General features: G+C 35.4%; 15 protein-coding genes. 13 read left to right on the plus strand and 2 right to left on the minus strand.

Translation table 11 applies throughout. From position 1 onward, the window contains the following. Nucleotides 1-4 precede the first annotated feature (4 nt). Both HRK21_RS11150 and HRK21_RS11155 read left to right on the plus strand, forming a co-directional pair. Nucleotides 5-2,329, plus strand: coding sequence for a bifunctional glycosyltransferase/CDP-glycerol:glycerophosphate glycerophosphotransferase (locus HRK21_RS11150; RefSeq protein ID WP_070006871.1), 2,325 nt, complete (start codon nt 5-7; stop codon nt 2,327-2,329). Then, on the plus strand, nt 2,326-3,336 hold the full coding sequence (locus HRK21_RS11155; protein WP_070006873.1) for a hypothetical protein: 1,011 nt from the start codon (nt 2,326-2,328) through the stop codon (nt 3,334-3,336). Before HRK21_RS11150 ends, HRK21_RS11155 begins: the two co-directional genes overlap by 4 nt. A 47-nt stretch (nt 3,337-3,383) precedes the next feature. Here the strand turns inward: HRK21_RS11155 and galU are convergent, their stop codons facing one another. Then, nucleotides 3,384-4,271 carry a UTP--glucose-1-phosphate uridylyltransferase GalU gene (galU, locus tag HRK21_RS11160; RefSeq protein WP_003738656.1) on the minus strand — a complete coding sequence of 296 codons (888 nt, stop codon included), beginning with the start codon at nt 4,269-4,271 and terminating at the stop codon, nt 3,384-3,386. 223 nt (nt 4,272-4,494) lie between these two features. Here galU and HRK21_RS11165 point away from each other — a divergent pair, with 223 nt between their 5' ends. The 11 genes from HRK21_RS11165 to guaA all read left to right on the plus strand — a co-directional run bounded on the left by HRK21_RS11165 (nt 4,495) and on the right by guaA (nt 15,430). Further along, nucleotides 4,495-5,208 carry an IspD/TarI family cytidylyltransferase gene (locus tag HRK21_RS11165; RefSeq protein WP_003738657.1) on the plus strand — a complete coding sequence of 238 codons (714 nt, stop codon included), beginning with the start codon at nt 4,495-4,497 and terminating at the stop codon, nt 5,206-5,208. Further along, nucleotides 5,201-6,226, plus strand: a complete 1,026-nt coding sequence (locus HRK21_RS11170; RefSeq protein WP_003738658.1) for a ribitol-5-phosphate dehydrogenase — start codon at nt 5,201-5,203, stop codon at nt 6,224-6,226. Before HRK21_RS11165 ends, HRK21_RS11170 begins: the two co-directional genes overlap by 8 nt. A gap of 143 nt (nt 6,227-6,369) precedes the next feature. After that, complete coding sequence (locus HRK21_RS11175) at nt 6,370-7,749, plus strand: glycosyltransferase family 2 protein (protein WP_070006875.1); 1,380 nt, start codon at nt 6,370-6,372, stop codon at nt 7,747-7,749. Continuing rightward, nucleotides 7,749-8,903, plus strand: a complete 1,155-nt coding sequence (locus tag HRK21_RS11180; protein ID WP_070006877.1) for a CDP-glycerol glycerophosphotransferase family protein — start codon at nt 7,749-7,751, stop codon at nt 8,901-8,903. The genes HRK21_RS11175 and HRK21_RS11180 overlap by 1 nt, the downstream gene beginning before the upstream one ends. Nucleotides 8,904-8,915: 12 nt before the next feature. Next, complete coding sequence (locus HRK21_RS11185) at nt 8,916-10,067, plus strand: CDP-glycerol glycerophosphotransferase family protein (protein WP_070006879.1); 1,152 nt, start codon at nt 8,916-8,918, stop codon at nt 10,065-10,067. Between the two features lie 64 nt (nt 10,068-10,131). After that, nucleotides 10,132-10,515, plus strand: a complete 384-nt coding sequence (gene tagD / locus HRK21_RS11190) for a glycerol-3-phosphate cytidylyltransferase (RefSeq protein ID WP_069888582.1) — start codon at nt 10,132-10,134, stop codon at nt 10,513-10,515. A 117-nt stretch (nt 10,516-10,632) separates the two neighbouring features. After that, entirely contained in the window at nt 10,633-12,123 is a 1,491-nt protein-coding gene (locus HRK21_RS11195; RefSeq protein ID WP_003738663.1) for a nicotinate phosphoribosyltransferase, read from the plus strand. 11 nt (nt 12,124-12,134) lie between these two features. Continuing rightward, a complete protein-coding gene (gene nadE / locus HRK21_RS11200; RefSeq protein ID WP_070006881.1) occupies nt 12,135-12,959 on the plus strand; it encodes an NAD(+) synthase in 825 nt (274 codons plus the stop codon). Nucleotides 12,960-12,971: 12 nt separating this feature from the next. Next, entirely contained in the window at nt 12,972-13,280 is a 309-nt protein-coding gene (locus HRK21_RS11205) for a putative quinol monooxygenase (protein WP_003738665.1), read from the plus strand. Between the two features lie 60 nt (nt 13,281-13,340). Beyond that, a complete protein-coding gene (locus tag HRK21_RS11210; protein ID WP_070006883.1) occupies nt 13,341-13,745 on the plus strand; it encodes a PTS sugar transporter subunit IIB in 405 nt (134 codons plus the stop codon). A 128-nt stretch (nt 13,746-13,873) separates the two neighbouring features. Beyond that, nucleotides 13,874-15,430, plus strand: coding sequence for a glutamine-hydrolyzing GMP synthase (guaA, locus tag HRK21_RS11215; protein WP_077905668.1), 1,557 nt, complete (start codon nt 13,874-13,876; stop codon nt 15,428-15,430). A gap of 65 nt (nt 15,431-15,495) precedes the next feature. On the opposite strand, the gene HRK21_RS11220 is transcribed toward guaA, so the two are convergent. After that, complete coding sequence (locus HRK21_RS11220) at nt 15,496-17,226, minus strand: retron Ec67 family RNA-directed DNA polymerase/endonuclease (protein ID WP_070006885.1); 1,731 nt, start codon at nt 17,224-17,226, stop codon at nt 15,496-15,498. Nucleotides 17,227-17,436 lie beyond the last annotated feature (210 nt).

Consider the following 17,436-nt stretch of genomic DNA (forward strand, 5'->3'; position numbering starts at 1 on the left):
ATAAATGAACAGTGATTCAAATAATAACATCAATAAGAATCGAGAAGCAGGAATAAGCATTATTATTCCATTATATAATGTGGAAGAAGTAATCCTGGAAACGCTCGAAAGCATCCATGAGCAAACATTTGACATGTACGAAGTTTTATTAATTGACGATGGTTCAACAGATAAAACAATAGAAATGGTGACAGAATATATATCAGATAAGCCGCAATTTCAGTTGCATACACAACCAAATGGTGGACCAGCTTCGGCTAGAAATCATGGGTTACGTCTTGCAAATAGAATGTATATTTGCTTTGTGGACAGTGACGATATTATTCCGAACTATGCACTTCAACTAATGTATGACGGCGCGATATCCACTGGTTCAAAATTGGTTACAGGTGCAACGAAACGCTTTAATTCAGGAAGTGAATGGTTCATTCCGATGCATATCCAATATAATATTGCCAAGCCAGGAATGAAAACACTACTGAAAAATCCGGAACTATTTTATTCGATAGGTCCTTGTGCGAAACTCTACCATCACTCTTTGATAGATGGTGTATTTTTCCCTGAAAATATTCGTTATGGTGAAGATCAACCATTTGTATTGCACGCTTTACTCCAAGCAGAAAATATCTATACTGTGGAAAAAGTAGTTTATTATTACCGACTACGTGATGGTGAATCGCAATCGTTAACGCAATCTGTAAATAAAGATCCAATTCGTATTTTAAAATCTGTTTTTCAAATATTTGACTACGGAGAAGCAGAGTTACTTAAAAATAATACGGAATATGAAGTAGCATTAAAATATTATCAACGTGTATCTAGTGTGGAGCTTTGGGGCGCTTTAAGAGCGGCTATTGAAAGTAAGAAAAGTGAAAATCAACAAATTGCTTTCACAATGACATTAGATTGGTTAAAAACCAAATCAGATGATTTTCTAAATATAATTCCTTCCTTTAGGTATTTCTTGTTGTTCAGCAGTATCGAACGTGTTCGCTATATTACAAAAGACAATAAAGAAAACTATCGCCAACTAATTATGTATTTGTGGGAGAGACAAGGAGAGGAAGCAAAAATTGCATTTAGAAAAGCATATCCTATTCATATGAAAGCTGCTTTACAAATTATGGAACATAATAATTGGGGAGCCGCTCGTAAAATTTCTTTTAAATTTATTATCCGTCGTAAATTTAAGGTACCTATTTTAATTCGGAAAATAAGCAGAGGTATTATTTTTAGACTGGCTACTTTGATGCCACGCAAAAAAGACCAAGTTATTTTAGCTACGGAACGTAGCACTCGTTTAGAAGGAAATTTATTATCTATTTATGATTACCTGTTTTATAATGATATGCCGCAAAAAGTCTATGTGTTTTTACGGAAAAATCGGAATTGGTTTGAAATGTTCCAATTGTATTATGCATTAGGACGAACTAAAACAATTGTATTAGATGATTATTACAACAAAATTTATGGTTTGAAGTTTAATAAAAAGACACATGTGGTACAATCATGGCATGCGACAGGGGCTTTCAAGAAGTTTGGCTTTAGTGCCCTTGAAGGTACAGATGCTAATACAGAAGAATTTGAAACACGTGCCCATTCACCTTACACAGATGTTCTTGTTAGTTCGGAAGGCATAATTCCAGAATATATGGAAGCTTTTAGAAAACAAGCTAATCAAATTAAACCTATTGGTGTACCTAGAACAGATGTGTTTTTTGATCAAGAATATGTGGCATATACAAAAGAAAAATATATGAAAATGTATCCGCAACTTCGCGACAAGAAAGTGTTGCTTTATGCGCCAACTTTCCGCGGTGGGCCAAATGAACGTTTTAATTATAGCGTTGTACTTGATATCGCTGCTTTGAAAAAAGAACTTGGTGATACACATATTTTAATTTTAAAATTCCATCCTGTTATTAAAAACGTGTCATTTAATGTGGATAAAAATGATTCATTCATTTTAGATTTGACGTCGAACAACGATATTAATGATCTAATGCTATTTAGTGATGCGCTTATTACGGATTATTCTTCAGTTATTTTTGAATTTAGTTTAATGAATAAGCCAATTTATTTCTTTGCATATGATATTGATGATTATTTGGATGAACGTGGATTTTATTTTGATTACAAAGCAACTATTCCTGGCGAAGTTTTCAAAGATACTCCGTCGCTCATTGAGTCAATTAAAACGGAAAATTATAATTACGACGAACTGGAAGTCTTTAAAAAGAAATTTGTTGGAAGCCTAGATGGCAATTCAACGAAGCGTTTTGTAGAGACCTATATTGTTCAAGCGAATGAGGAAGTGAAAGATTTATGAGTATAGTAGTGGAACAACTCGTTATGAAAGATACTGGTGAGAGATGGGGAAGTCCTTATCTTTTAGAGCAACTAAAGAAAAACGTTGCTACTACAACAGCAGATTTTGTTATTGTTTGTTCGAGAAGTGATCAAAATATTCTTTCGCAAATGCAAGACTATCTTGCTCGTTTCGCTGATAATATGGTCGGTGCTGACATTCATTTATTTAACCAAAACCCTCTGTTTGTACAACATTTACGGAAATTGCCAAATGAAGATAGTTATGAAATGACAGATACACTGCAATTTTTAGAGGAAACGATTCCGAATCCAACTAGCACTTATTTGGAACGTGATCCACATATGTTGCTTGAAGAAATGGGGCAATATATTTTGTATAATGTCGCTTTTTTGAAAGCATACTTTGAAAAGGCAGAAAGTACGCATGAATTAATTAATATTTTTCATCAAGCCAATATGATTTGGAAACATAGTGTTTTGGAAGAAACGAAGAAAAATGAAGAGAAAATGAAAGTTCCAGATAATTACTTGATCAATGATATGGTTGATTGTTGGTCGTATTATCGAAACTTGGAAAACAAGTATACTTCTTTAAGTTTAGAGTTACTAGATTTTGACAAGAATTTATTTAACTATTTGATTCGAACCAAACTAGGGCCAATTTTTCAAAAGAAATTAATGGCGGAAGATTTAACGGATGCAGTTGATGCAATTGATGCGCTTACTGTTTTTCTTGAAACGAATAATAAACGCCTTGTAAGTGAACTTGTTTCATTAGGGTACTTTTATATACAAGTTCCGGTGAAAGAGTATTCGAATTGGGGAAATAATAAACAATTTGGAACGGCTTATTTAAAATTCTTAAAAGTTCTTTTTGATAAAATGCATTATCAAACAAAACAATATTATTTAAGTTATTATCGCCGAGCGACAAATGCAGTGTATAAAGCAGTTGGTTTAAATTCTTTAAATCCTATTGCCAAAAGTTATAAGCTGTACTATTAGTTGCATGCAAAAAGAGATGACAAAATTTTCATTTGTCATCTCTTTTTTTATTTTTTATCGTTTTTATGAATTTGGTTATATAAGTCGTCAATCAAATCTTTCACATCATCTTTGATTTCGGGATGCTTCAAAGCGAATTGCATCGTTGTTTGGATAAAGCCGAATTTATCGCCAACGTCAAAGCGCTGTCCTTCAAAGTCATAAGCAAATACACGTTGTACTTCATTCAAACTGTTGATTGCATCAGTTAATTGAATTTCACCGCCAGCACCAGGTTTTTGTGTTTCTAAGAAGTCAAAAATTTGTGGTGTTAATAAATAACGTCCAAGGATGGCTAAATCAGAAGGTGCACTAGCAGGATCTGGTTTTTCCACAAAACCTTTTACATTATATAAGTTTTTATCATATTCATTAATTGGATCAATAATACCATAACGATATGTCTCTTCGTGAGGGACAGTTTGGACTCCGATGACAGAACTATGCGTTTTTTCGTATTGATTCATTAATTGTTTGGAACAAGGGATTTTGGATTCAACAATGTCATCACCTAACATAACGATAAATGGTTCATTGCCTACAAAACCTTTTGCTTGAAGGATGGCATCACCAAGTCCTTTTGGTTTCGCTTGACGAATAAAGTGCAAGTTAATGTTAGTTGTTTGCTCTACTAAATGTAGTAATTCAAGTTTATTTTTTTCCCGTAAATTGTTTTCAAGTTCAGGGACGGAATCAAAATGGTCTTCAATCGCGCGTTTACCTTTACCGGTTACAATTAAAATATCTTCTATACCGGATGCTACTGCTTCTTCTACTATGTATTGTATGGTTGGTTTATCCACAATGGGTAAGATTTCTTTAGGCATTGCTTTGGTTGCTGGTAAAAAGCGGGTTCCTAAACCAGCAGCCGGAATTACAGCTTTTTTTACTCTCATATTTAATAATCTCCTTCTAATCTATATTCATATAGTCCCACTCAATTATACATAGGGGGCTTTGGGTTTACAAGTTTTTAATGGTTTGGTTTATAATTTGATACTTTATTACAAGGTGTTTAATTAAAATACTTTATAGCGCAGATCGAAGCTAGTTTGTTATACAAGTTTTATGTTATAATGTAACATGTCAATATAAAAAACAGTTAAAGGAGATTAGAGGATGATATACGCTCAAATTTTAGCTGGAGGAAAAGGTACGCGGATGGGTAACGTTAGCATGCCGAAACAATTTCTACCTCTAAATGGTAAACCAATTATTGTTCATACCGTTGAAAAATTTATTCTAAATACTCGATTTGATAAAATTCTTATTTCCTCACCGAAAGAATGGATGAACCACGCTGAGGATAATATTAAAAAGTATATTTCTGATGATCGTATTATAGTCATTGAAGGCGGAGAAGACCGCAATGAAACAATTATGAATGGTATTCGTTTTGTGGAAAAAACTTATGGCTTAACAGATGATGATATTATCGTGACACATGATGCTGTTCGACCATTTTTAACACACCGTATTATTGAAGAAAATATAGATGCTGCGCTTGAAACAGGAGCAGTAGATACGGTTATTGAAGCACTTGATACAATCGTTGAATCAAGCAATCATGAGGTGATTACAGATATTCCGGTCAGAGATCACATGTATCAAGGACAAACACCGCAAAGCTTCAATATGAAAAAAGTGTATAACCACTACCAAAATCTAACACCGGAGAAAAAACAAATTCTAACGGATGCATGTAAAATTTGTTTGCTTGCTGGCGATGATGTGAAATTAGTTAAAGGTGAAATTTTCAACATTAAGATTACGACGCCTTACGATTTGAAAGTAGCGAATGCGATTATTCAGGAGCGGATAGCCAATGATTAATCAAGTATATAGACTTGTGTCAGAGAGACAGTTTGAAGTTGCCAATGTGGACGAATCATTAACAGGTGATGTGGTTGTTGTTAGACCGACTCATTTATCTATTTGTGCGGCAGATCAACGTTACTATACAGGTTCTAGAGGAAAAGAAATGTTATCTAAAAAACTTCCAATGGCGCTTATTCATGAAGGCGTTGGCGAAGTTGTTTATGATGCGACGAAAGAGTTTAAACCTGGAACAAAAGTTGTCATGATTCCAAATACACCATTTGAGAATGATCCAGTCATTGCTGAGAACTATTTACGTTCGAGTAAATTCCGTTCTAGTGGTTATGATGGCTTAATGCAGGATTATGTGTTTATGCGTCGTGACCGCGTAGTGGCATTACCGGATGATATTAACATGAAAGTAGCTGCTTTCTCAGAGCTGATTTCCGTGGCAGTTCACGCTATTTTACGCTTTGAAGGAAAAAGTAATGCTAACCGGGAATCTTTTGGTGTGTGGGGCGACGGGAACTTAGGTTTCATCACTTCTTTACTACTGAAAAATTGGTATCCAGATAGCAAAGTTTACATTTTTGGTAAAACACCATATAAATTAGACTTCTTTTCTTTTGTGGATGGTGCTTATGCGATTGATGATGTTCCGGCTGATTTAGTTATTGATCAAGCATTCGAATGTGCTGGAGGAATGGGTAGTCAGTACGCGGTGAGTCAAATTATTGATGTCATTAAACCAGAAGGAACCATTTCCTTACTTGGTGTTTCGGAGTATCCGATTGAATTTAATTCACGTATGGTACTTGAAAAAGGACTGACCGTTTATGGAAGTAGTCGTAGCGGACGTATTGATTTTGAGAAGACAGTGGAGTTCTTATCAACTAATAAACGCGGAGTAGAATATTTACAAAATCTTGTTGGGGAAGTTCATACGGTTCATTCCATTCAAGATGTTATCGAAGCATTTGAAGCTGATTTACGTAGTCCATGGGGCAAGAGCGTTATGGAGTGGAAGATATAATAAAACATTGGGGAGTTTAGGTTGTAAGCTGATGAATTTGTTTGCTAAAGTATTTTTTAGGAAGCAAGAAAATCGAACGTAAGTATTCGATGCTCATTTGCTAAATCCTTCACTTCCCAGCTTTTATATGGAGAGGAAAAAGAATGAAATTTGCGATTATAATGCCTTTTTACAATGCGGAAAAAAGGTTAGCATTATCCATAGATAGTATAATTAAGCAGTCTTACAGCTTTTTGAAGCATGTGGAAGTACTGCTTATTAATGATGGAAGCACGGATGGAAGTGGCGCTATCGCAAATCGTTACGCTACAAAATATCCTAACAATATCCGCGTGTTGACCGTTCCAAATGGTGGACCGGCAAAAGCGCGTAATATCGGAATACATAATGTAAGGGAAGATACTGATTTTGTTGGTTTTTTAGACGCCGATGATATAATGTCAGAGAATACGCTAGCAAGTATAGTGGCATTCCTAAATGAGTCTAACGTACCTATGCTTGTACCAGCTTTTTATTACTTAGATGATTTTGGAAGCAAGCAAAAAATTTCACCACATAAATTAAATTACCGTTTTGTAAATGGAAATCGAGTTGCTGATATCGAAAAAGAACCGGAAGCAATTCATTTTTATATTGGCGGTACTTTTTTGCGTTATGATTGTTTGAAAGAATTTACTTTTGATGAGTCACTTTATTTTGCGGAAGATCAGTTATTAATTACGCAGTTCTTACTGCAAAATCGGCGTTATGGCTTGATTGCAGATGCGGGTTATTATTACTATCGTGATTTACAGCAAAAAGCTTCTTTAGTAAGTTCGTCTTGGAAAAAAACAGAAAGATACACACCGTTTTTGCAGAAGGTATATCAAACTTATTTAACCGACTCGAAAGAAATATTTGGTAAGGTGATTCCATATGTGAAGTATCTAATTGCGTACCATGCAAAATTGTTTTTTTATAAAGAAAATATTTATTTTCGGAAAGTTTTAAACGAATCGGAGCAAGCAATTTTCGTGCAGGAATTACAAAAGATTTTACAGGAAGTCGGAGCTAGCACGATTATGGAATTAGACACACCTCTCGTAGTAAAAGAAATGATGTGCTCGATTTTGCAAAATGGATGGCCACTGCAATTCGAAACAGCTGAAAAACAAGGTATTCCACTTGTGACAGTGAAAGAAAATTATCGTATCGGTAAAACAGTCGCGATTGAATTACTCCTAGAAGAAGCAAATATTCGTGATGGCAAATGGCTTGCTCGCACGTCTTTTAAAGAAATGCCAGCTCAGTTAGTCAAACGAAAAGAGAATCAAACCATTTGGGACGTCGTTGTCAGAGAAAAAGGCACAATAGAAAAAGCTGTATTTAAATTAAAACCGTATCAAACGAAAGCGCGTCTTTTTTATCAAGATGAGGAAAAGGAAACGCCTATCGCCGACATAAATATCATAAGTAGCATTTTAGGGAAATTAAAACGAAATCGAGCGTTAAAGCGAAAGTTTAAACAGGGGGGAGTATCCTGATGAAGTTAGTACAAAAAGTGTATTATTTGTTATTTAGGCTAGTAGGATTTTTACCGCGAAAAAAAGATTTAGTGATATTTGAAAGCTTTTCAGGTAAGCAATACAGCTGTAATCCGCGGGCTATTTATGAATATATGGAGGAGCATAATCCGGAATACGAATTATTATGGAGTGTTAATCCAAAATTTGCGCCTATTTTTGAAGCCTATGGAGTTCCTTATGTGAAGCGTTTTTCTGTTAGTTGGTTATTTAAAATGGGGCTCGCTAAGTATTGGATTTCTAATAGTAGACTTCCTTTAGAACTACCAAAACCGAAAAAAACGATTTATGTCCAAACTTGGCATGGAACCCCCCTAAAAAAATTAGGTGTGGATATGGAAGAAGTACATATTCCAGGGCAAACAACGGAACAGTACAAAGCAGATTTTGTAAAAGAAGCACAGAAATGGGATTATTTAATTTCTCCTAATGCTTATTCTAGCGCTATTTTCAGGCGTGCATTTGGTTTTAATGGTGAGATGATTGAGTCGGGCTATCCGCGGAATGATATTTTATTTAGTGCCGATAAAGAGCTAAAAATAGCTAACATAAAAAAAGAGTTAAATATAGCACCAGAGAAAAAAATTATTTTATATGCACCAACATGGCGCGATAATGACTTTTATGAAGCTGGGAAATATAAATTTGACTTAAAAATTGATATCGAAAAAATGCAAGAAAAATTTGGGGATGATATTGTACTACTTGTGCGTATGCATTATCTAGTTGCGGAACATTTTGATTTCATGCAGTATGGTGATTTTGTCCGCGATGCTTCAAATCATGAAGATATACGCGATTTATATTTAGTGAGTGATTTGTTGATTACTGATTATTCCTCTGTATTTTTTGATTATGCGAATTTACAGCGTCCTATGTTGTTTTATACGTATGATTTGGCGGAATATCGTGATACATTACGTGGCTTTTACTTTGATTTTGAAAAGAATGCTCCTGGTCCGCTTGTGGAGACGAATGAAGAGTTAATGAGTGAACTGGAAAAAATGCTTGAAAATCCACCTAAAATAGAAGACAGCTTTTTGGAGCAGTTTTGTACTTGGGAAGATGGTCATGCAGCAGAGAAAACAGTGAAAATCATTTTTGCTGAAAAATAGGTGGTGGGAATTTTGAAAGAAGTAGCGATTTATATTTATATGCTTGCTGTTAAGATAACTGGCTGTTTAGCGAGGATTTTTCCAGTTAAACAAAAAGTGGTACTACTAGTTAGCTTTCCAGAAAATCCCACTGCAATAATAAAGCAAATGAACGAAATGAAAGTCACGCCAAAAACGGTTGTTTTCTATGACCCAAGAGTGGATGTGACCGGTTTTCATTTTGATTTTATCCAATTAAAGCCCAAAAAAATCAAGCACTTTATCTCGTTAATGTTCCATCTGAATACGGCAAAAGTGGTCATTACGGATAATTATTTCGTGGAATTAGCTGGATTAAAAGAACGTAAAAATGTGACCTGCATCCAAATTTGGCATGCGAATGGAGCACTGAAAAAATTCGGCTGGGAAGATAAAGCAGCGCAAAAAAGAAGCGCGAGCGATAAAAAAAGATTTCAAGAAGTATACAGACGTTTTTCAAAAGTGCTTGTCGGATCAGATGAAATGGCAGCCATTTTCCAAAAGTCGTTTTTACTAGACGATTCGCACATGTTGAAGCTGGGAATTCCGAGAACGGACAATTTCTTCAACCAACAACAATTGAAAGAAAATGCCGAATGGACAAATACCAAATTACATCTTTCAAACAAAAAGAAATTATTGTACGCGCCGACATTCCGTGATGAGGAGCTTCAAAGTACCACGCTGCATTTAGATATCGCGAAGATGAAACAAGCGCTCGGAAACGAGTACCAATTAATTTTAAAATTACATCCATCTATAAGTAATGATTTAGATAAAGTAGTGGATGATTTTGTTGTGTACGCGGACAAAGAAACACCAATTGAGACGATACTACCAGCCATAGATGTGTTGATTACTGATTATTCGTCTATTCCATTTGAATTTGCTTTATTAGAAAAACCAATAATCTTTTTCACGTATGATTTAGAGGAATATGATCTGGCTAGAGGGTTGTCAGATGGTTTTTTAACAACAATTCCGGGACCGTTCGTTCATACCACCGAAGAGCTAATACAGTTAATTCAGCAAGATGCATTTGATTTAGAAATCGTTCGATCTTTTGCGGCCAAATGGAATAAATATTCAGATGGACATTCTAGTGAGCGCTTTGTTTCCTTTTTGAAAGAACAGCTAGAAAAGTAGGATGGCTAACAAGTAGAGAAATTTTTGTTTTCTTGATATACTACTAAAGAAAGTAGGTGGGCTGATGAAGAAAGTAATTACATATGGCACATTTGATTTAATTCACTGGGGACATATTCGCTTATTAGAACGAGCAAAAGCTTTAGGGGATTACCTTATTGTAGCCATTTCAACAGATGAATTTAATCGAATCAAACACAAAGAAGCATACCATAACTTTGAACATCGCAAATTAATTTTAGAGGCAATCAGATATGTCGACGAAGTGATTCCAGAAACTAACTGGGAGCAAAAATTAGAAGATGTTAAAAATCGTGATATTGATATTTTTGTGATGGGTGATGATTGGGAAGGCGAATTTGACTTTTTAAAACCTTATTGTGAAGTGGTTTATTTACCACGTACAGATGGCATTTCTACTTCTAAGATAAAAGACGATTTAAAATAAGGGTAGCACAAAACTAGCAGACCGATAATGTTCAATTATTAGGTGGTGGGCTTGTTTTGTGCTATTATTATGTATAAATGATAACGCAAAGAACTAGTTATGTTAGGAGCAGAAGAAATGACAAATTTATTTCAAGATGATAGTCTAACGCTGCATACAGACTTATATCAACTAAATATGATGAAAGCGTATTTTGACGATGGGCTTCATGAGCGTAGATCGGTATTTGAAGTGTTTTTCCGGGATATGCCATTTGATTCGGGTTTTGTTGTGTTCGCTGGGCTAGAACGAATTATTCATTATATGCAAAATTTACATTTTACAGAAACGGATATTGCTTATTTACACGACGAACTTGGTTTTGATGGACCTTTTCTAGAATATTTACGTAACTTTAAATTTAAAGGAAACATTCTTGCTGCGAAAGAAGGGGAGTTTGTTTTTAAAACAGAGCCAATCCTTCAAGTAGAAGCTAGTCTAGCAGAAGCACAATTAATCGAAACAGCTTTGCTTAATATTGTGAATTTCCAAACGCTAATTGCAACTAAAGCGGCGCGAATCCGTTCGGTTATTGATGACGAAACGTTTGCCGAATTTGGTACAAGACGTGCACAAGAAATGGATGCGGCTATTTGGGGCACAAGAGCGGCTTACATCGGCGGTTGTGATTCGACAAGTAATGTTCGCGCTGGAAAGATTTTCGGTATTCCTGTGTCTGGTACGATGGCACATGCGATGGTTCAGGCTTACCGCGATGAACTAGAAGCATTTCGAAGTTATGCAAAAACGCATTTTGATTCGATTTTCTTAGTAGATACATACGATACGCTAAAATCTGGCGTACCAAATGCGATTAAAGTGGCGAAAGAAATGGGCGATAAAATTAACTTTGTCGGTATCCGCCTAGATAGTGGCGATATGGCTTTCTTATCTAAAAAAGCGCGCCAAATGTTAGATGAGGCTGGTTTTACAGAAGCCAAAATTTTTGCTTCGAGTGACCTAGACGAACATACTATTTTATCCCTAAAAGCCCAAAAAGCAAAAATCGATTCTTGGGGCGTTGGCACAAAACTGATTACCGCATACGACCAACCAGCACTAGGGGCCGTTTACAAAATGGCGGCGATTGCTGATGAAAATGATATTTTACAAGATTCGATTAAACTTTCAAGTAACACCGAAAAAGTGTCGACACCTGGTAAAAAGAAAGTTTACCGGATTATTACAAATGAAGATGGCTTGAAAGCAGAAGGAGATTATATTGCTTTAGCGGACGAATCACTCGAAAATGTCGATAAACTAACGATGTTCCACCCAGTTCATACGTATATTATGAAGACAGTCGAGAATTTCACTGCGCGTGAGCTACTTGTACCGATTTTTCAAAACGGAGAACTTGTGTATGATATGCCTTCACTAGATGAAATTAAAGCTTATAAAGAAGAAAACTTGGCGCTCCTTTGGGACGAGTATAAACGAACAGTTCGTCCAGAGCAATACCCAGTTGATTTAAGTGTAAAATGTTGGAAAAACAAGATGCGCAATATCGAAAAAGTGCGTAAAAGTGTCCAACTTCATTCACCAGTTGAACTAGATATGCCGTTTTAGGAGGAATTATAATGGAAATCAGAGAAAGAATTTTAGCAGATATGCAAGTGGCAGAAACGATTGATGCACATGAAGAAATCCGAAAAAGTGTCGAGTTTTTAAAAGCATATTTAAAAAAGAATACGTTCTTAAAAAGCTTTGTTCTCGGGATTTCTGGGGGACAAGATTCAACTTTAACAGGAAAACTAGCACAGATGGCGATAAGCGAAATGCGAGCGGAAACGGGTGACGATGAGTACCAATTCTTCGCTGTGAGCCTACCATACGGAACACAACTAGATGAATCGGACCGTCAAGATGCTCTGAACTTTATGAAACCAGATAATCGTTTAACCGTAAATATTAAAGCCTCAGTAGATGCGAGTGTTACGGCGCTTGCGGAGGCGGGAGTTGAACTATCTGATTTTGCTAAAGGGAATGAAAAAGCGCGCGAACGGATGAAAGTACAATACGCAATTGCAGCGATGCATAAAGGCGTAGTTGTTGGAACCGATCACTCCGCAGAAGCAGTTACTGGCTTTTATACGAAATACGGCGATGGTGGAACGGATATTAACCCACTGTTCCGCTTGAATAAAAGACAAGGCAAGGCACTTCTTAAAGAGCTTGGTTGCCCAGAACATCTATATTTGAAAAAACCAACAGCAGATTTAGAAGATAATAAGCCAGCACTACCAGATGAGGTTGCGCTTGGTGTGACTTATGAGCAAATTGACGATTACTTGGAAGGCAAAGAAGTTCCAGCAGATGCTGCGGAAAAAATCGAGAACTGGTTTATTAAAACCGAACATAAACGCCATATGGCAATTACTATATTTGACGATTTCTGGAAATAGGAGGCTGTTTAAATGAAAGTTGGTTATGGCTTATTAACTGCATTTTATACACACCCAGGAGAAAAAGACAATTTAGTGAAAATCTTGCTTGAAGCAGCAGAGGCTTTGGATGATTACAACACGTGTATCCAATATATCGTCAGTGAATCTGAAACCGAGGCAGATACAGTGTTTGTTTCTGAAATTTGGGTCGACAAAGGGCATCATGCAGCATCACTTGATAACCCAGCAGTACAAGAAACAATTGCACGCGCCAAACCGATGATAAAAGAAATAAAACAAATACAAGAATTAGACATACTCGGTGGAAAAGGCGTATAATTTTAACAACAAGAATGATTCTGGGACTCTCCTGGAATCATTTTTTTGGAGGGATGACAAATGCAAACGTTGATGATTGTTTGTGCTGGCGGTGCGACGTCAAGCTTAATGGCACAAAATGTCGTGAAAAGTGCGACGTCGGAAGGAATAGATGCTGTTTTACTATTTCCAGATGACGTAAAATACAAAGATAGTTTCCTCAAGAAATATAGCGAGCGGGATTTAGTTGTTGTCATGGGCCCAGTCGGCGCAATTACAGCTGGCAAATTCCGTGACTACAAAGAGCAGGTCGATGCGGTTTTAGTAGCACCGCAAGTGAAATATATGTACAAAACAGTGGAGGAAGTATTAGGCGAACTAAATATTCCTTGCGCTAATATTGATTCACTCGATTTCGGTCGGATGCGCGGGGATAAGATTCTCACGCAAGGTCTAGCCTTAATGGATGCGAAAAATTCCAAATAAGGTGTTGCAACTTTAGAGGGGAAACGTTAAAATGAAAGAAGATGAAAAGGACAAGTGATTTGTCCTTTTCTTATATTATTGTGAAGTAACCGCAATTTTGCGGTTTCATTTTATAGATAAGGGTGGTTTTGTTTAAAATTATGAAAGACTTTACCGAGCAAGAGAAAATTATCGTTCTAGATTTTGGTAGTCAGTACAATCAACTAATTACGCGCCGCATTCGTGAATTCGGTGTGTATAGTGAATTACATCCGCATACTATTACAGTTGAAGAAATGAAAGCACTAAATCCAACGGGGATTATTTTTTCAGGAGGACCTAACAGTGTGTATGACGAAGATGCCTTCCGCGCTGACGAAAGAATCTTTGACATGGGAATTCCGATTTTAGGAATTTGTTACGGCATGCAATTAATGACAACGCACTTCGGCGGCAAAGTAGAACGTGCGAAAGACCGCGAATACGGGAAAGCGGACATTCACGTCGAAAAACCAAGTCGTTTATTTGCTGGACTACCAACCGATCAAGTTGTTTGGATGAGTCACGGCGATTTAGTTGTCGAGCAACCAGCTGGATTTGAAGTAACAGCTACTAGTAAGTCTTGTCCAATTGCAGCTATTGCAGACGAAGAGCGTTCTCTTTACGGCGTGCAATTCCACCCAGAAGTACGTCACTCAGTTCACGGAAACGAATTACTGAAGAATTTTGCATTAAACGTTTGTGGCTGTAAAGGCGACTGGACAATGGAGAACTTTAGTGAAGTTGAAATCGCTAAAATCCAAGAAATCGTAGGCGACAAAAAAGTATTGCTTGCCCTTTCTGGCGGCGTAGATTCCTCTGTTGTTGGTGTGTTAATTCATAAAGCAATTGGCGACCAACTAACATGTATTTTCGTCGACCATGGCCTTCTTCGTAAAGGGGAAGCTGACCAAGTAATGGCAACATTACAAGGCGAATTCAACATGAACATCATCAAAGTAGATGCGAAAAAACGCTTCATGGACAAACTTGCTGGCGTTTCCGATCCAGAACAAAAACGTAAAATCATCGGTAACGAATTCATTTACGTATTCGACGATGAAGCCAACAAACTTGACGGCGTAGAATTCCTAGCTCAAGGAACACTTTATACAGACATCATCGAAAGTGGTACAGCAACTGCCCAAACAATCAAGTCTCACCACAACGTCGGCGGTCTACCAGAAGATATGCAATTTAAACTAATTGAACCTTTAAATACACTTTTCAAAGATGAAGTTCGCGCACTAGGAACAGAACTTGGCATGCCTGACGCAATCGTTTGGCGCCAACCATTCCCGGGCCCAGGCTTAGGAATCCGCGTTCTTGGTGAAATCACGGAAGAGAAATTAGAGATTGTTCGTGATTCTGATTACATCTTGCGTGAAGAAATCAAAAATGCAGGTCTAGAGCGCGAAATCTGGCAATACTTTACAGCTCTTCCAAATATCCGTAGCGTTGGTGTTATGGGTGATGGTAGAACGTATGACCATACTGTGGTTGTACGTGCGGTGACGAGTATTGATGGTATGACAGCAGACTGGGCACGTATTCCGTGGGATGTACTGGAGAAAATTTCGGTACGGATTGTGAATGAAGTGGATCATGTGAATCGTGTTGTTTATGATATTACGAGTAAACCACCAGCTACGGTGGAGTGGGAATAGTGATAAAAAGAAGCCTAGAATCCTTATTTTAAAAAGATTCTAGGCTTTATTTTACATAAAATTAATTAATCATTATATTTTGTTACTATTTGATCAATGGCATCTAATAGAGGTCTAAAGTTTTCAAAATTTATATCATCGTAATTTTTCCATACATATTTAGAGAGAGCTCTTTTTCCATAATTTTTAGTATTATTAAAAATTTTTTCGGATTTTTTAAATGTTTTTCCATTAAGCTCTGTCTTTAAGACAGCTTCTTCTAATAAATCTTCTATTTCACATTCTTTTAGTTCATTAACTAAGGGATTTGTAGCAACATACAAATTTGAAGTAATATTTAAATAATATTTTTCCTTTAATTCCGCAATCTTATTACACTCTTTATCTATACCTATATAGTTTAGTAAATTTTTTAATGGTTTATCCTTTACACTAAGCTCGTTATCTAATATAAGTATGCATGGATTCTTAGAAGTGACATTCATTTTTTTGAACAATTCACTATAATTTGGACAATGTTTCTTCTCTTTATCAGAAACATAGTAGTTATAGATTTGTTTCATAGTATCAGCACCATCTTTTTCTAAGCCAAAAAAATATTGCATTTTTGATACTTTTTGTGTATTTTTGTCTTTCAATCTTTCTAAAAAGAAAATTTTGAATATAAATTCTCCATTTACTTTTTTTATTAATTTTGGATAATCTTCATAGAGGTTTTTAAGAGCACTTTTTAAATAAAGAATATCTGTAGGTCCTTCTGTTAAAATGCATGGTTTTTCATTATTAAAGAAATATTTATAAAATAGGAACTTTTGAAATTCTTTTTCCTGACCATTTAAACATCTAAAATTAAATGTCAACTCTTTATCGTTTATTTGTCTTTTTTTATTATTTACTTTATTTATGTGATTTATAAATGAAAAACGACCTTCAAGCTGTCTTAAAGTACCTTTTGTATCATTTATAGTAAAAGCGCCAGTTTTATATAAAGAGTTTGCCATTGCTCTAGTATTTTTATAAAACTCTCTAATTACATTTACTTTTTTATTTACGACCAATCCAGTAACAATTTGTCTGGATGTTTTATATTGGAGTCGAGTTTTTTTTGGATTAATTTTAAAACCAGATTGTTTAATAATTATTTCTAATTGATAAAAAAATTCTTCTGACTTTTCTTCGAAGTTTTTATTATTTGTTGAAAAAGTTAAATCATCAGCATACCTTGAATAATCTAGTTTATATTTTTTGGCAATTTTTAATAATTTCATATCTAAAATATTGCAAATTAGATTGGTTATTATTGGAGATGACGGCGCACCTTGTGGTAGAGAACCATTGTAACATGTTAATTGAGCTAAAACTGTTGCTATATTTTTAGGGAATAAATAGCTCTTATTCTTCTCAAAATATCCTTGGACTCTTCCAAAATGAAAACTTTCAAAAAAATCTTCTAAATCTATATTAAGAACAAAACGTTTATTTTTATGTATTTCAGCATTTGTTATAATACTTTTATCTTTAGTAAAAGCATGAGAAATATTAGATTTAATATTATTTTCAAACTGGAATATATTTTGTTGTGTTAACATTACTTTCACGATATTTCTTTGAACATCTTTTAATTCTTTCGAAGGGACGCTAATATTTCTCTGACCTCCACTTTTTTTAGGGATTAAGAGATTTGTATATGAGTTTTCAACCTTCTTCTTATATAAAATATAAGTCAAAAATTTTTTCGGTGTTTTTAGAATTTTAGCAAGCTCTTCTAATGAATTTACATCTTCAAAAGTATCCATATTTATTTACCTCCAAAAAAAATAGACCGTGTGGTTACTCATTACGTTTTATAGGCAATAGCGCCTATGGTACAGTAAGGATAATGAACAAGTCTCTCTACCTTTTTTATCAAAACTTGCGAAACACAAGTTAAAAATCTAACCACACGTCTAAAGTCTATTATAACTTAAAATCTAATATTTGGTAGTATTTTTTATGTATTGCTTTTA

Origin of the sequence: Listeria monocytogenes (assembly GCF_013282665.1) — a bacterium.
Taxonomy (GTDB): Bacteria; Bacillota; Bacilli; order Lactobacillales; family Listeriaceae; genus Listeria; species Listeria monocytogenes_C.

Bases quoted from the DNA above. Each gene is read 5' to 3' on its own strand.
- HRK21_RS11210 (WP_070006883.1), top strand. From the start codon at position 13,341: ATGCAAACGTTGATGATTGTTTGTGCTGGCGGTGCGACGTCAAGCTTA.
- HRK21_RS11220 (WP_070006885.1), bottom strand. From the start codon at position 17,226: ATGGATACTTTTGAAGATGTAAATTCATTAGAAGAGCTTGCTAAAATT.
- HRK21_RS11180 (WP_070006877.1), top strand. From the start codon at position 7,749: ATGAAGTTAGTACAAAAAGTGTATTATTTGTTATTTAGGCTAGTAGGA.
- tagD (WP_069888582.1), top strand. From the start codon at position 10,132: ATGAAGAAAGTAATTACATATGGCACATTTGATTTAATTCACTGGGGA.
- HRK21_RS11165 (WP_003738657.1), top strand. From the start codon at position 4,495: ATGATATACGCTCAAATTTTAGCTGGAGGAAAAGGTACGCGGATGGGT.
- HRK21_RS11170 (WP_003738658.1), top strand. From the start codon at position 5,201: ATGATTAATCAAGTATATAGACTTGTGTCAGAGAGACAGTTTGAAGTT.
- HRK21_RS11205 (WP_003738665.1), top strand. From the start codon at position 12,972: ATGAAAGTTGGTTATGGCTTATTAACTGCATTTTATACACACCCAGGA.
- galU (WP_003738656.1), bottom strand. From the start codon at position 4,271: ATGAGAGTAAAAAAAGCTGTAATTCCGGCTGCTGGTTTAGGAACCCGC.
- HRK21_RS11175 (WP_070006875.1), top strand. From the start codon at position 6,370: ATGAAATTTGCGATTATAATGCCTTTTTACAATGCGGAAAAAAGGTTA.
- HRK21_RS11195 (WP_003738663.1), top strand. From the start codon at position 10,633: ATGACAAATTTATTTCAAGATGATAGTCTAACGCTGCATACAGACTTA.
- HRK21_RS11150 (WP_070006871.1), top strand. From the start codon at position 5: ATGAACAGTGATTCAAATAATAACATCAATAAGAATCGAGAAGCAGGA.
- nadE (WP_070006881.1), top strand. From the start codon at position 12,135: ATGGAAATCAGAGAAAGAATTTTAGCAGATATGCAAGTGGCAGAAACG.
- HRK21_RS11155 (WP_070006873.1), top strand. From the start codon at position 2,326: ATGAGTATAGTAGTGGAACAACTCGTTATGAAAGATACTGGTGAGAGA.